Annotated in this window: 12 protein-coding genes and 1 pseudogene; 8 read left to right on the top strand and 5 right to left on the bottom strand. The window is 68.4% G+C overall.

The window, feature by feature from the left end:
* Nucleotides 1-33: 33 nt before the first annotated feature.
* Together Actob_RS04140 and Actob_RS04135 are read right to left on the bottom strand one after the other, a co-directional pair.
* Nucleotides 34-501, bottom strand: coding sequence for a universal stress protein (locus Actob_RS04140; protein WP_284918709.1), 468 nt, complete (start codon nt 499-501; stop codon nt 34-36).
* Between the two features lie 85 nt (nt 502-586).
* Complete coding sequence (locus tag Actob_RS04135) at nt 587-1,204, bottom strand: DoxX family membrane protein (protein WP_284918708.1); 618 nt, start codon at nt 1,202-1,204, stop codon at nt 587-589.
* Between the two features lie 448 nt (nt 1,205-1,652).
* Between Actob_RS04135 and Actob_RS04130 the strand changes: the two genes are divergently transcribed.
* The 5 genes from Actob_RS04130 (at nt 1,653) to Actob_RS43965 (ending at nt 7,034) form a co-directional block, all read left to right on the top strand.
* A complete protein-coding gene (locus Actob_RS04130) occupies nt 1,653-2,480 on the top strand; it encodes a slipin family protein (protein WP_284918706.1) in 828 nt (275 codons plus the stop codon).
* Nucleotides 2,480-4,855, top strand: coding sequence for a phosphoketolase family protein (locus Actob_RS04125; protein ID WP_284918705.1), 2,376 nt, complete (start codon nt 2,480-2,482; stop codon nt 4,853-4,855). The genes Actob_RS04130 and Actob_RS04125 overlap by 1 nt, the downstream gene beginning before the upstream one ends.
* A 65-nt stretch (nt 4,856-4,920) precedes the next feature.
* The gene (locus tag Actob_RS04120) at nt 4,921-5,895 is read left to right on the top strand and encodes an Acg family FMN-binding oxidoreductase (RefSeq protein WP_284918704.1); all 975 of its coding nucleotides are present in this window, start codon (nt 4,921-4,923) and stop codon (nt 5,893-5,895) included.
* Nucleotides 5,892-6,437: a cation-transporting P-type ATPase gene (locus tag Actob_RS04115; protein ID WP_284918703.1), complete on the top strand. Its 546-nt coding sequence runs from the start codon at nt 5,892-5,894 to the stop codon at nt 6,435-6,437. Before Actob_RS04120 ends, Actob_RS04115 begins: the two co-directional genes overlap by 4 nt.
* A complete protein-coding gene (locus tag Actob_RS43965) occupies nt 6,438-7,034 on the top strand; it encodes an STAS domain-containing protein (protein WP_407653558.1) in 597 nt (198 codons plus the stop codon). It abuts the gene before it with no gap.
* A 153-nt stretch (nt 7,035-7,187) separates the two neighbouring features.
* Here Actob_RS43965 and Actob_RS43960 read toward each other — a convergent pair.
* Nucleotides 7,188-7,952 (bottom strand): annotated as a pseudogene (locus tag Actob_RS43960) (YhjD/YihY/BrkB family envelope integrity protein); the annotation flags it as partial.
* 481 nt (nt 7,953-8,433) lie between these two features.
* Here Actob_RS43960 and Actob_RS04105 point away from each other — a divergent pair.
* From Actob_RS04105 to Actob_RS04095, 3 genes are all read left to right on the top strand, one after another.
* On the top strand, nt 8,434-8,778 hold the full coding sequence (locus tag Actob_RS04105) for a response regulator (RefSeq protein ID WP_284918700.1): 345 nt from the start codon (nt 8,434-8,436) through the stop codon (nt 8,776-8,778).
* Nucleotides 8,775-10,217 carry an ATPase domain-containing protein gene (locus Actob_RS04100; protein WP_284918699.1) on the top strand — a complete coding sequence of 481 codons (1,443 nt, stop codon included), beginning with the start codon at nt 8,775-8,777 and terminating at the stop codon, nt 10,215-10,217. Before Actob_RS04105 ends, Actob_RS04100 begins: the two co-directional genes overlap by 4 nt.
* Nucleotides 10,218-10,424: 207 nt before the next feature.
* Nucleotides 10,425-11,981, top strand: coding sequence for an AI-2E family transporter (locus Actob_RS04095; RefSeq protein WP_284918698.1), 1,557 nt, complete (start codon nt 10,425-10,427; stop codon nt 11,979-11,981).
* Nucleotides 11,982-12,005: 24 nt separating this feature from the next.
* Here Actob_RS04095 and Actob_RS04090 read toward each other — a convergent pair whose 3' ends face one another.
* Nucleotides 12,006-12,449 (bottom strand): hemerythrin domain-containing protein, encoded by a 444-nt coding sequence (locus tag Actob_RS04090; protein WP_284918697.1) that lies wholly within the window; start codon nt 12,447-12,449, stop codon nt 12,006-12,008.
* Between the two features lie 523 nt (nt 12,450-12,972).
* The gene (locus tag Actob_RS04085) at nt 12,973-14,127 is read right to left on the bottom strand and encodes an acyl-CoA dehydrogenase family protein (protein WP_284918696.1); all 1,155 of its coding nucleotides are present in this window, start codon (nt 14,125-14,127) and stop codon (nt 12,973-12,975) included.
* Nucleotides 14,128-14,177: the final 50 nt, after the last annotated feature.

The following is a 14,177-nucleotide window of genomic DNA, read 5'->3' as shown; positions in this document are numbered from 1 at the left end:
TTGGCGAACCATGCTGACGCGGCGGCCGTGCGCCTACGGCCCGGTCTGTTCCGGGACGACCACCGTGGGGCAGGTGGCGTGCTGGACGCAGTGCTGACTGACCGAGCCGAGCAACATCCCGGCGAAGGCGCCGTTACCGCGGCTGCCGAGCACCAGCAGGTCGGCGCCTTTTCCGGCGGCCAGCAGGACCCGTGCCGTAGGCCCTTCCGTGACCCGGGTGGTGACGGCTACGGGCTGGTCATCCCCGGCCTGCGCCTGCTCCACTATCTCGGTCAGGGTCTTCTCGGCATATCTGATGATGCCGGCGTCATCGATGCCGGTCGGTGTCCAGCCATAGGCGTAGGCGTACATGGGTGGCACCTGCCACGCGGTGACGGCTTCGACGGTGGCGCCGGTCAGCCGCGCGTGGGCGAGTGCCCAGCGCAGCGCTTCCGCCGCGCCCTCGGAATTGTCGACGCCGACGACGATGCGATGGTCCGGTACCTGTTCCTGACGGATCATGAAGATCTCCTGGGATGAGAGGCCCACCACCAGACGCGGGTGGGCTCGATGAACACGGCGGGCGGGCAACGAAACGCGGTCCGGCCTAGATCAGCCAGGTGCTGCGTCGCACGAGCGTGGTCGCCGCCCATCGTCGACCGAAGCCCCAGGTGGTTCCGGCTCCGAGCACGGCGAGCAGGACCAGGACGGCAGCGTGGATGAGGTGCTCGTCCATGAACGGGTTGGTTTCCGGCGGGAGCACCACGGTCCACATCAGGACGGTCAGCAGAGCCCCGGCGGACGCGGCGATACGCATGCCGATGCCGAGGATCAGCGCGATGCCGATACCCAGCAGAGCCGCCATGAACAGCACGTCGATGGCAGTGTTCCCGGCGATCGAATGGTAGAGGTCGGTGAACGGGCCGGTCGCGGCCTTGCCGAGGAATCCGGCGGTGGGGCTGCCGCCCTTCAGCCACGCATGCGCGGCGGGAGTACTGCGTCCCAGACCGAACAACTTGTCGAGGAACGCCCACAGGAAGACCCAGCCCAGGGCGAGCCGGATGCCGGCCATCAGGTATCGCGTCGCGGTGACCGTCCTGCCGGTGATCGGAAGCGCGGTGTCCGGCACCGGAGCCTGGTGCCGTGCGCCCCGGTCCGGCCGTCCAGTGGTGGCCCGGGGAGTGCGGTGAGCAGACGTTTCGTGGTTGTCGGCGATGTTGACCATCGCACTCACATTCCTTCGGCTTGTTCGTGGCACATGGTCCGCGGCACGTCCAGCGCGCTCAACGGATCGATCGGAGTGCGGCGCCGCCCGCTCAGGGCGGCAGCCGTGCTCCCGTACGGACTCCGGGGCCAGCCACGGCAGGTTCCACGAATGGTGGGAGATGTCGCGGCATCAGCGGGCTCAACGGCCACCGGGGTCTCGGGCGACACCTCGACCGTACGCGCATTTCGCCAGGCCTGCCGAGCCGGTCCGGTCTGCCGGACGGCACGCGCCGCTGGATGTCGTGAACAGGCGTACGGTTGAGCTGTCGCCCGAGACCCCGGTGGCCCGGTAGTTGGCCGCTGTGAGTGTCCGGCGTTTCTTCGCCTCCGCAGCGATCAGGTGCGTTTCGTACGCAAACTGTTCTCTAGCTCGAATATCCGGCCGCGGCCGGAGTCTGGATCCCACCATGTCGTACCTGTGGATCACCCTGATCGTGTTCTTGATCCTCGTTCTGGCCGCTCTGTCGGTGAAGGTCGTCAAGCAGTACGAACAGGGAGTGCTGTTCCGGCTCGGCAAAGTCATCGCCGTCCGGCAGGCCGGCCTCACCCTGATCATCCCGTTCGTCGACGTGCTGAACCGGGTGAGCCTGCGGATCATCACCATGCCGATCCAGTCGCAGGGCATCATCACCCGCGACAACGTCAGCGTCGACGTCTCCGCCGTCGCCTACTACCGGGTCGTCGACGCGCAGAAGTCGGTCGTCGCGATCGAGAACGTCGGCGCGGCGATCAACCAGATCGCCCAGACCACCCTGCGGAAGGTCGTCGGTCAGCACACCCTCGACGAAACCCTGTCCGAGACCGACCGGATCAACATCGACATCAAGACGATCCTGGACGTCGCCACCGAGGACTGGGGTGTCGAGGTCACCCTGGTCGAGCTCAAGGACATCCAGCTGCCCGAGAGCATGAAACGGGCCATGGCCCGGCAGGCCGAGGCCGAGCGGGAGAAGCGCGCGAAGATCATCGCCGCCGAGGGTGAGGCCCTCGCCGCCGACGCGCTCGGGTCCGCCGCCGACATCATGATGGCCCACCCCCTCGCCCTGCAGCTGCGCAACCTGCAGACTTTGGTCGAGCTCGGCGTGGACAAGAACAGCACCGTCGTGTTCCCGGCGCCGCTGATGAGCACCATCGGCGAATTGGGCACGTTCCTGGCCCGGGAGAACAGCGCGGCGGCCACCGTACCCGCGGCGACTGCGATCAACGGCAACGCACTGCCCACGACGGCCCGCTGATGTCCGGCGTCCTCTCCGTGGCACGGGGTGAGCCGTTGGGCGCCGACGAGTTGCACCGCGTCGACGGGTACTGGCGGGCCGCGAACTATCTGTCCGTCGGACAGATCTACCTGATGGGCAACCCGTTGCTGCGCGAGCCGCTGCAACCGGCCCAGGTCAAGCCGCGGCTACTCGGGCACTGGGGCACCACCCCCGGCCTGAACCTGCTCTACGCCCACCTGTCGCGGATCATCGCGGCCCGCGGCCGGGAGGTCATCTACGTGACCGGCCCGGGCCACGGCGGGCCCGGGCTGGTCGCGAACACCTGGCTGGAAGGTACCTACTCCGAGATCTATCCGCGGATCTCCCGGGACACGGTCGGCATGCAGCGGCTGTTCACCCAGTTCTCGTTCCCCGGCGGCATCCCGTCCCACGTGGCCCCGGAGACCCCTGGGTCGATCCACGAGGGCGGCGAGCTGGGCTATTCGCTGGCGCACGCCTACGGCGCCGCCCTGGACAACCCGGACCTGGTCGTGGCGTGCGTGATAGGCGACGGTGAGGCCGAGACTGGGCCCCTCGCGGCGTCCTGGCACTCCACCAAGTTCCTCGACCCGGTCGGCGACGGCGCGGTCCTGCCGATCCTGCACCTCAACGGCTACAAGATCGCCAACCCGACCGTGCTCGCGCGCATCGGCGACGCCGAGCTCACGGCACTTCTCCAGGGGTACGGCCACCAGCCGTACCTCGTCGACGGCGACGACCCGGACACCGTGCACCAACTTCTCGCCGCGACCCTCGACACGGTCTTCGACGAGATCACCGAGATCCAGCGGGCCGCCCGCGAGGACGGCGTCACCGACCGTCCGCGCTGGCCGATGATCGTACTGCGGACCCCCAAGGGCTGGACCGGACCGAAGATCGTCGACGGCCTGCAGGTGGAGGGCACCTGGCGAGCCCACCAGGTCCCGCTGACCGCGGCCCGCGACGACATCGCTCACCTGGATGCCCTGCACGCCTGGATGTCCTCCTACCGGCCTGACGAGCTGTTCGACGACCACGGTGCCCCGCAATCATGGATCACGGACTGGCTGCCCCACGGCGATCTGCGGATGTCGGCGAACCCGCACGCCAACGGCGGCCGATTCCCTCGTGATCTGGAATTGCCCGCGTTCCGCGACTACGCGGTCAAGGCCGGCGAGACCGCCGAGGCGACCAGGGTGCTCGGCGGCTGGCTACGCGACGTGCTGACCGCGAACGCCGGGTACCGCAACTTCCGGCTGGTCGGACCGGACGAGACCGAGTCGAACCGGCTCGGCGCGGTCCTCGACACCACCGGTAAGGCGTGGCAGGCCCGGGTCGACGACGTGGATCAGCACCTGGACCGGCACGGCCGGGTCATGGAGATCCTGTCCGAGACCACCTGCCAGGGCTGGCTGGAGGGCTACCTGCTGACCGGCCGGCACGGCCTTTTCTCCTGCTACGAGGCCTTCGTTCACATCGTCGACTCGATGGTCAACCAGCACGCCAAATGGTTGAAGACGACCCGGCACCTCGGCTGGCGCAACCCCGTCCCGTCGCTGAACTACCTGCTCACCTCACATGTCTGGCGCCAGGACCACAACGGCACCTCCCACCAGGACCCCGGCTTCATCGACCACGTCGTCAACAAGAAGGCCGAAGTCGTCCGGGTCTACCTGCCGCCGGACGCCAACACCCTGCTCTCGGTCGCCGACCACTGCCTGCGCAGTCGCGACTACATCAACGTCATCGTCGCCGGCAAACAACCCGCACCGACCTGGCTCGACATCGACGACGCCGCCCTGCACTGCACCCGCGGCCTCGGCATCTGGGACTGGGCCAGCAACGACGACGGCAACCCCGACGTCGTCCTGGCCGCCGCCGGCGACGTACCCACCCTGGAAATCCTCGCCGCCACCGACCTGCTCCGACAGCACCTGCCCGACCTCAAGGTCCGGGTGGTCAACGTCGTCGACCTGATGCGCCTGCAACCGGACTCGGAACACCCGCACGGCCTGCCCGACCCCGAGTTCGACGCCATCTTCACCACCGACCGGCCGATCATCATGGCCTACCACGGCTACCCGTGGTTGATCCACCGCCTGACCTACCGCCGCGCCAACCACCACAACCTGCACGTCCGCGGCTACAAAGAGGAAGGCACCACCACCACACCATTCGACATGCTCGTCGTCAACGACATGGACCGCTTCCACCTCGTCATCGACGTCATCGACCGGGTCCCCGGCCTCGCCCGCAAAGCCGCCGTCCTGCGCCAGCAGATGGCCGACAAACGCGCCGAACACCGCGCTTACGTACGCCGCACCGGCGAAGACCTGCCCGAGATCCGCGACTGGACCTGGCCGCACACGCCCTGACCGGCCCTGATGCTCTTCAGGAAGGCACCACCATGACCACCGTTGCTCGCGGGCAGGCCAAGGCGTTGTCCGACGCCGCCACCATGGCGGTCCACGCCCCCTCGATTCACCACACGCAACCGTGGCGCTGGCGTGTCAGCGGCGCCGAACTCGACCTCTACCTCGATCGCAGCCGGGCATTCGACGTCACCGACCCCGACTCCCGGCTCGCCATTCTCAGCTGCGGCGCCGCACTGCACCACGCCCTGGTCAGCCTCGCCGCCGACGGCTGGCACACCGTTCTCGCGCGCATGCCGGACCCCCAGCATCCCGATCATCTCGCGCGGTTGCGTCTCGACCGCCGGGTCCCGGTCAGTCTCGAAGCGCGACGCCACCGGCAGACCATCGGGCTGCGGCACACCGACCGCCGGCCCACCGGGAGCACCCCGATAGACGCCGACGAGTTGACCGCGGTCGTCGGAGTCGTGAAATCCGCCGGCGCGGGCCTGCACATACTGCCCCCCGATCAGGTGCTCGAGCTGGCCTGCGCCGCCGACCAGGCACAACGCGCCGAGAACGAGGACCTCACCTGGCAGACGGAGGTCAATTACTGGCCCGGCGGCACCCGGCCACCGGGCCATGGCATCCCGGACGCCGCCATTCCGGATCGAGCCACCCGGACGACCGTGCCGGGCAGCGACTTCGGCCATCACGGCGACCTGCCCGTCTCCGCAGCGCACGAGAGCGCCGCCACGTTCGCAATCCTCTACGGACCCGAGGACGGGGCGGCCGACTGGCTTCGCGCCGGCGAAGCACTGTCGGCCGTCTGGCTCACTGCCACCGAGCTCGGCATGTCGGTCCTGCCGCTGAGCGCGACCATCGAAGTGGCCGTCACCCGGAACCGCCTCCGGCACCTGCTCGCCGGCCTCGGCCACCCGCACCTCGTGCTTCGCCTCACCACCGGTGAGCCGGCCCGCACCGCCGCAGCGCGCACACCACGGCGCCTCGCGGATCAAGACAGGTCACTCCGGATGCATCGGATATCACCCGGTCACCCGTGACGGCCGGCGCCGCTCGCCTGGCCGCGCCGGACGCGGGCGGCCTGTCGTCGAGTGACGCCGCACAGCGGCTGGCCCGCGACGGCGGCAACGTGCTGCCGTCGCCACGGCCCACACCCCTGTGGCGAAGGATCGTCACGCAGCTGCGTGACCCGCTGGTGGTGGTCCTGCTCGCGGCCGTCACCATCAGCATCGGAGTATGGGCGCACGCCACCGACCGGCCCTGGCAGACCCTGACCTTCCTGGCCCGGGGCCTGACCCAGCTCGCGGTCGCCGTCGGCTCACGCGCCCGTCCCGGCACCTGGGCCAACCCGATGCTGTTCGCCGCGGTCGGCACCGCGCTGCTGCTGCAACTCGCCGCGATCTACGCGCCGGCGCTACGACAGCTACTCGGTACCGAACCGGTCACCGGCACCGACTTGCTGATCGTCGCGGCCGCCGCCACGCTCGGATATGCCGCCATCCGCATCGACCGGCGTGTCCACCCGTCGCCGAGAAACCCGCACCCGGATGCGGACGCGAGGGCGGGTGAAGACGCCCACTGAATGCGGTGCCGCGAGATACCCGATCGAGACGTCCGGCGAGTAGCGTCAGTGTTTCACCTCACCAACGCAAGCACCGTGCCGAGCCGGCAACGGCCGCGATCCCGTGGTTGTCGTCTTCTCGACGCCGGGTCCGGACCCTGCCCGCCCACCACGCATTTCTTCGGACGAAGGTCGTTGGCTGGAGGGACCATGGACATCAGTCGCCCCGCGGTGGCCCTGTCATCACCGTTGCGTATCGACCTCAGTTGCCCGTCACCGGGCGTCGTCCGGGTCGTCATGATCGGCGAGATCGACCTGGCGACCGTCGGTATGCTGCACGCGGAGCTACTCACCGTTCTTTTCGCGCTGCGCCCGCGCCGCATCGACGTCGAACTCGCCGCGGTCACGTTCCTGGACTGCAGCGGACTCACCGCCCTGATCGTCGCGCGCCAGGTCGGCGCCCGCACAGGTTGTCGACTGCGGATCAAGGACCCGCAAGGCATCGTGCGTCGTGTCCTGAAGCTGACCGGGCTGCTCGGTGTCCTCACCGCGGAGCCCGGCAGAGCGCCTCTCGCCGCGATCGGCCCAGCCGGCGTCGCCGACGTGTTCATCGGGTGACCCGGCCAGGTGTGCGGCGTGATCGCTCCGACCGGAGGTACGGCTTGGCGATGAGGCTCGGGCGGACAGGTCGGTGACGTCACCGGCGCTGCTGGTCGCGGCGAGTGCCGCGGCAAACATGATCAATTGATTGATGATATTGAGGGAGAACAGCAACCCGACCGTTCCGGCGACGACCTGGTACGTCGGGTTCGCCTCCACGTGCTGCACGAAGACGCGGCCGACAGTCTTGAGTAATTCCAGCCCGAGCGCCACGATCAGCGCGGGTACGACGACGCGGCGCAGTGGCATGCGCAACCGGGGCAGGCCGGACAGAACCGCGGTCGCCAGCAGGGTGTTCACCCCGATGCTGACCATGAAACTGACCGCGGTGAGCAGCCACCGGCCCTGGACGGCGCTCGCGCCTGACGGCTGGATCAGACGATTGGCGACGGCGACGGTGAGGAACGCCATGACGAGGGAGGCGGCCAGCAGCAGGCCGAGCCCCACCAGGGCGAGCAGATCGAGGAGTAGGCGCGGCCCGATGCGGCCCGGATACTCGGGAAGCTGCCATACCTTGCGGATGCAGGAGCGCATGGCGTCGATCCAGAACCATCCGGTGACCGGGAGGCCGAGAAAGGCGACGAATCCGATGGTCCCGCGGGCCACCCGCAGTTGCTCCACGTCGAGACTGGGCAGGTTCTCGGCGAGATACCGCTGCAACGACTGCTGTACCTCCGGCCTGTCGAGCACGAATCCGAAAGCCGCGAAGCCGAGCAAGGCAAACGCGAATGTCGCGAAGAACGCGTAGTACGTGAGCGCGGCGGCGAGCCGGCCACCATCGGCCTCGTCGTAACGCACCAACGCGCGCGCCAGGTGATCCAGCCAGCGGTGGCGGCGCCGCGCACGCTGCCACCCTGCAACGGTCCGCTCGACCATGCCGCTCGCCATCATGCCGTCCGTCGTGGTCGTTGCGCACGGGAAGTTGTCCGGCGGCCGTAAGCATGGTGCGCCACGGGCGATCCGACGCCGGGGTGCTGCTGCCGATCATGGGTGGCGGCTGCGCGGGCGATGATGAGGTTCACCGAGTCCGGTGAACCGCGCGGCATCCGACTGACGGACCGCACGCCGCCGAGGCCGACGCCGATGACGGAGCCATCGGTCACCCCAACTGTACGCGCAGCCAGCTCAACCGTGCCCACAGTGAGACGGCACCTGCCCCGCGACATCGTCCGGCCAGCCGTATGCGGGGCCTCCCGGATCATTCGGGAACCGGAAGTCACCGGAGATGTCGGCCGCTTGAAGCCCTGTCGCAATCGCTGGATATGCACCACCGCACAGGTCCGATCAGCGTATCTTGATCACGGTGGGGGCTGGCAGGCTGCCTCGTGAACGGACGGGTTCGGTGGGCAGGATTCTGGTGGTCGATGACGAGCCGGACCTCCGATTCATGATGCGCCGCGTGTTCCTCCGTGCCGGCCACGAGGTCAGTGAGGCCGGTGACGGTGCCGCCGCTCTCGTCTCGGTGCACACGTCGGCACCGGATCTGGTGGTGACCGACATGATGATGCCGATCATGGGCGGTGTCGAACTGATCCGAGCGCTTCGGTCCGACCCGGCGACCATCTCGATTCCGGTCCTGGCGGTCAGCGGCGACGCGCACTTGGCGGTCGACGCCGACGCCGCTCTCGCCAAGCCGTGTCAAAGCGCTGAGCTTCTCGAGGTGGCTGAAGGCCTACTGCGGGAAGGACGTGGCGCGAAGTGAAGCGGCTGTCGACCGGGCTGGCGGATCTGGACCTGATCCTCGGTGGCGGCCTGCAGCGCGGCTCGATGGTCGTCGTGGCCGGGCCGCCCGGATCCGGTAAGACGATCCTGGCCCAGCAGATCTGCTTCGCCAACGCCACCGTCGAGCACAGGGCCGTCTATTACACGACCCTGTCGGAGCCGCACACCAAACTCGTCGAGCACCTGAGCAGGTTTCCGTTCTTCGACCCGGAGGCTGTGGGACCGAAGGTCGAATACGTGCACCTGGGTGACATGCTTCGCGACACCGGCGAGAGCTACCTCGAAGCGTTGATCGACGAGGTGGTCCGCAAAGCCCTCGACGACCAGCCGGCGCTGGTGGTGATCGACAGCGCCAAGATGCTGCGGGACTTCGTCAGCGACCATGCCCTCCGCATGTCGTTGTACGACCTGACCAGCCGCGTCGCGCACAGCGGAACGGTGCTGCTGCTGCTCGGCGAATACACCCCCGAGGACATGCAGACCGGGGTGGAGTTCGCCCTGGCGGACGGCATCATCCACCTGACGCACGAGTCCCGCGAGCCGGTCGACCGACGCGGTCTGCGAGTCGTGAAGCTGCGTGCCGCCACGCACCTCAACGGCACGCACGCCGTGCACATCACCGCCGACGGCTTCCAGGTGTATCCCCGTGTCGAGTCGTTCCTGCCCGAGACAGTGACGCCTAGCAGTGGGCGCATCCCCTCCGGGATTCCCGGGCTGGACGCGTTGATGGGCGGTGGGATACCCGACGGTGACGCCACCCTCCTGCTCGGAGCGTGTGGCGTGGGCAAGACCATCAGCTCTCTGCGATTCGTCGCCGAAGGCCTGGCCCGAGGCGAGCGCAGTCTCCACATCACCTTCCAGGACACCGTCGATCAACTGATCTACATGGCCGGTACGTTCGGGTGGGACTTCGAAGCCGCCCGCGCCGCCGACCAACTGGTCGTCTCGCACGTGCCGATGGGCAGCCTCGACCTCGATGTGCTCGCGTCCGTGATCCGCCACCACATCGCGGACGGCGCGACCACCCGGATCGTGATCGACAGCCTGGACGCCATGACCAACGCCGCTCGCGAGGCGCACCGGTTCCCCGCCTACCTGCGCAGTCTGCTCGGCGTCGTCCGCGACGCCGGCGCCTCCCTCTGGGTCACCAGCGAGACGACGACGTTCGGACCCATGGAAGATCCCCTGGTGGGACTCATGTATCTGTTCGACAACGTGATCCAGCTCCGCTACCTCGAACGCTGCACCGAGATCGGCCGGGCCCTCAACGTCCTGAAGATGCGCAGCAGCCGCCACGACCACAGCATGTACGCCTGCCACATCACCGACGACGGCTTCACCGTGGGCGACAAACTGGGACGAGTCACCGGAATACTCGGCTGGAGCGTCCTCCGCGACTGCCCCACCCTCGGCAACTGAATCAGGTGAGGCGGCCAGCGACCACACCCTGGCTCCTTCGGCGAGCCGGGTAACCGGTCGAGGAGTAAGGTGAAGCGAGTGGTTGGTGCCCCGTTTCGGGGGGTATCACCACCATGACATCTTTCACGTCGTAGTCGCTGCTCAGCAGACGACCGATTACGGCGGCCGTCCAGCCCCCGCGGCCTGGTAACTCCCCACCGCCCCGCTGTGGCGCCTGAAGCCGACAGCCCTTCGTCCACTCGACTGATCACGAGCGGACAGGCCGGCGTAAGGCTCCCCGCCGAGGCCCGAAGCGGAAAGGGGCTGCCGGGGCAGCCGGTCGACATCGTTCGTGGTCCGGTCACCCTATTTCTTCGGCAACCTCGAATCCATGGTGTCCGGCAATCATCCGGACACACCCGAGGAGGCCCCATGCCCATCTGGGTGACCACCGCCCGTCAGCGGGCGCGGCGGCGGCTTGCGGCCGCGCAGCGCGCCCTGGCGCCACCGCCATTCACCGCCACACCCGAACTCGGTGCGGTGCCGGCGCCCCTGATGCTGGTCGAACAAACGCCGTCCGTCGACGACGGCCTGCCCCGCGGAGTGCGCATCGCCGGCGCGTGGGCCTGGCGCCTGATCCTGTTCATCGCGGCGGCTTACCTCATCATCCGGGTGATCAGCGACCTGCGCGTGGTGGTCATCCCGGTGGTGGTCGCCCTGCTGCTGGCCGCGATGTTCGAGCCGGTCGCCGCGGCTCTGCGCAACCGGGGTGTGAACCGTTCCCTTGCCGCGGTTCTGGTACTGGTCACCGGCCTGACCGCGGTCGTCGGCGGGCTCACGCTGATCGTGCGGACCTTCGTCGCGCAGCTGGCCGATCTGAGCACCCAGGTCGGTCACGGCATCGACGAAGTGCAGAACTGGCTCGCGACGGGTCCGCTACACCTGTCGCAGACCCAGCTCGACGATGCCGCCGGCCGCCTGCGGACGGCGATCACCGAAAACCAGGGCGCCCTCACCTCCGGCGCACTCACCACCGCCAGCACCGTAGGCGAACTCGTGGCCGGCTTCTTCCTGGTGCTGTTCACGCTCTTCTTCTACCTGCGCGACGGCGGTCAGATCTGGACCTTCCTGTGCCGCCTGCTGCCCCGCAACGCCCGGCTGCCCGTCGCCCGCGCCGGGCACTACTCGTGGCACACTCTGGTCTCCTATGTGCGCGCCACGGTGCTGGTCGCCTTCGTCGACGCGGTCGGGATCGGTATCGGGCTGGCGATCCTGCGCGTGCCACTCGTCCTGCCCCTGGCCGCGCTGGTCTTTCTCGGCGGCTTCATTCCCGTCATCGGTGCCACCCTCACCGGCGCGGTCGCCGTCCTGGTCGCTCTCGTCACCGTCGGACTGGTCAAGGCTTTGATCCTGCTGGGCGTGGTGATCGCCGTACAGCAACTGGAGGGCCATGTCCTGCAGCCGCTGATCATGGGCCGGGCCGTCGCCCTGCATCCCCTGGCCGTGATCCTGACCATCGCCACCGGCGTCCTCGCCGCCGGCATCATCGGCGGGCTGGTCGCCGTCCCGCTGCTCGCTGTTCTCAACACCGCAGTGCGATACCTGTTCAGCCATCCTCACGGCGAACCCACCCCGGACCGTCAGCCGCCCGGGACCGAATCGACGGACGACAGAGCATTCCAGCACACCATCCACCGGGGACCGGACGACGGAGGGGCGACACCAGCCGGTGACAGATTGGCCGTGCCGGAACCGCGTACCACGGAGACCGACCTGTCACGATGAGTCGCCACGCATGCCTCCGTGAGCTCAAGCCGCATCCATGACCTGCACGTCGTTCAGCTCACCGGCCATCATGTGCAGGCGCTGGACCGGCACCTGGACACGCAGGATCGGGAACTCGTCCAGTTCCTCACGGGTGGCGTGCTCCAGGATCGCCCGGTACAGCGCTGCGAACCCGCTTCCGAAACCCGGGTGGCGGGTGCCGAGGTCGTGCAGGGTCACGAGGGACCGCTCGATGGCGGCTCCTTCCAGCGTGCGGGCGACGCCGACCATGTCCGCGGTGGCGGTGCCGTTGCGGACGGCCGGATGGACGACCACCCGTGCGCCCCGCTCGTGCAGGTGAACCAGGTGGGCGAGCTCGGCGAACCGACGCTCTCGTTCCGCACCCCGGGAACGCTCGACACCGGCACACAGCCGGCGGATCTCGTCGTGCTGCTCCAGCAGCAGGTCGATCACGTCGGAGTAGCCCATCACGACCACCCGCTGACGACAGGCTGACGGATGAAGGTGCGCGATGCGACAGGGATCGAGGATCTCATGGCCGGCCCCCAGACCTCACAACAGCAGGGACGCCGGGGTCCGGAGCGTTGTGGGATGACCTCTCCACGATACTCCGGATCCCGCACGAAGTACCTCGGCGTGGCCGCCCGTTCCCTCGCGGAGTGGTCCAGGCCGATCGCTGGCGCGCCGTAGCCCCATCGCCCAGGAGCGAGGCGCGGAGCAGAACTCCGCACGACGGCCTGCGGTAACGGATCGTCACGACCGCAAGCCGAGATCAACCCCGCAGCCATCTGGCCGGCCCTTCACCGCAACCGGCCTTGAACGCCTTCCCGCGCGGGGGTGGAGCCCTCTAGAAATCACTTAGCGTAGCGAGCATCGGATTCACCGGCCCTCGGAAGCGTCTTGCCGCCACCCCGACGAGAGGACTCGTCATGGCAAACGGGGCTGACTCGGACCGTCAGCCCCGCTCTGACCTGCTAAAACTTGCGCTCTTTCAGTCCTTCAAAAGCTGTCGCGCCATCACGATGCGCTGCACCTGGTTGGTGCCTTCGTAGATCTGGGTGATCTTGGCGTCCCGCATCATCCGCTCGACCGGGTAGTCGCGCGTGTACCCGTACCCACCGAGGATCTGGACCGCGTCCGTGGTGATCTCCATGGCCACGTCCGACGCGAAGCACTTCGCCGCCGCGCCGAAGTAGGTCAGGTCCGCGTCCCCGCGCTCGCTCTTGCCGGCCGCGGCGTACGTCAGCTGCCGGGCGGCCTCCAGCTTCATGCCCATGTCGGCGAGCATGAACTGCAGCCCCTGGAACTCCGCGATCGACTTGCCGAACTGCTTGCGGTCCTTGGCGTACGCCAAAGCGAAGTCCAGCGCGCCCTGCGCGATGCCGATCGCCTGCGCCGCGATGGTGACCCGGGTGTGGTCCAGGGTCTTCATCGCCGTCGCGAAGCCGGTGCCCTCGGCACCGATCATCCGGTCGGCCGGGATCCGTACGTTGTCGAAGTACACCTCGCGGGTCGGCGACCCCTTGATGCCCAGCTTCTTCTCCGGCGCGCCGAAGCTGACGCCCGGGTCCGACTTCTCCACCACGAACGCGGAGATGCCACGCGAGCGGGCGGTCGGGTCGGTGACCGCGAAGACCGTGTAGAACTCCGACACCCCGGCGTTGGTGATCCACCGCTTCACGCCGTTGAGCACCCAGAAGTCACCGTCGCGCACCGCGCGGGTGGTCATCGACGCGGCGTCGGAACCGGCCTCCGGCTCGGACAGGCAGTAGGAGAACATGCCCTCGCCCGCGGCGACCTTCGACAGGTACTTCTGCTTGAGCTCCTCGGAGGCCGAGAGGATCAGCGGCAGCGAACCGAGCTTGTTGACCGCCGGGATCAGCGACGAGGACGCGCAGGCCCGGGCCACCTCCTCGATCACGATCGCGGTCGCCAGGGCGTCCGCGCCGGCGCCGCCGTACTCCACCGGGATGTGCGGGGCGTGGAAGTCGGAGGAGCGCAGGGCGTCGTACGACGCCTTGGGGAACTCCCCGGTCTCGTCGGCCTCGGCGGCGTTCGGAGCCACCCGGGCGTCACAGACCTCGCGCACGGCGGCGCGGATGGTCTCGTGATCCTCCGGCAACCGGTAGACATCGAAATCAGTCATGCTCGCCTTAACCTTCCCTCAGCAACGGACCCGCCGCAATGTTACTGGCG

Source organism: Actinoplanes oblitus, from assembly GCF_030252345.1.
GTDB lineage: Bacteria > Actinomycetota > Actinomycetes > Mycobacteriales > Micromonosporaceae > Actinoplanes > Actinoplanes oblitus.
Note: the sequence above shows the minus strand (reverse complement) of the source record. Positions and strands in the feature narration are given on the sequence as shown.

Bases quoted from the DNA above. Each gene is read 5' to 3' on its own strand.
- Actob_RS04140 (WP_284918709.1), bottom strand. From the start codon at position 501: ATGATCCGTCAGGAACAGGTACCGGACCATCGCATCGTCGTCGGCGTC.
- Actob_RS04135 (WP_284918708.1), bottom strand. From the start codon at position 1,204: ATGGTCAACATCGCCGACAACCACGAAACGTCTGCTCACCGCACTCCC.
- Actob_RS04130 (WP_284918706.1), top strand. From the start codon at position 1,653: ATGTCGTACCTGTGGATCACCCTGATCGTGTTCTTGATCCTCGTTCTG.
- Actob_RS04125 (WP_284918705.1), top strand. From the start codon at position 2,480: ATGTCCGGCGTCCTCTCCGTGGCACGGGGTGAGCCGTTGGGCGCCGAC.
- Actob_RS43965 (WP_407653558.1), top strand. From the start codon at position 6,438: ATGCGGTGCCGCGAGATACCCGATCGAGACGTCCGGCGAGTAGCGTCA.
- Actob_RS04090 (WP_284918697.1), bottom strand. From the start codon at position 12,449: ATGGGCTACTCCGACGTGATCGACCTGCTGCTGGAGCAGCACGACGAG.
- Actob_RS04085 (WP_284918696.1), bottom strand. From the start codon at position 14,127: ATGACTGATTTCGATGTCTACCGGTTGCCGGAGGATCACGAGACCATC.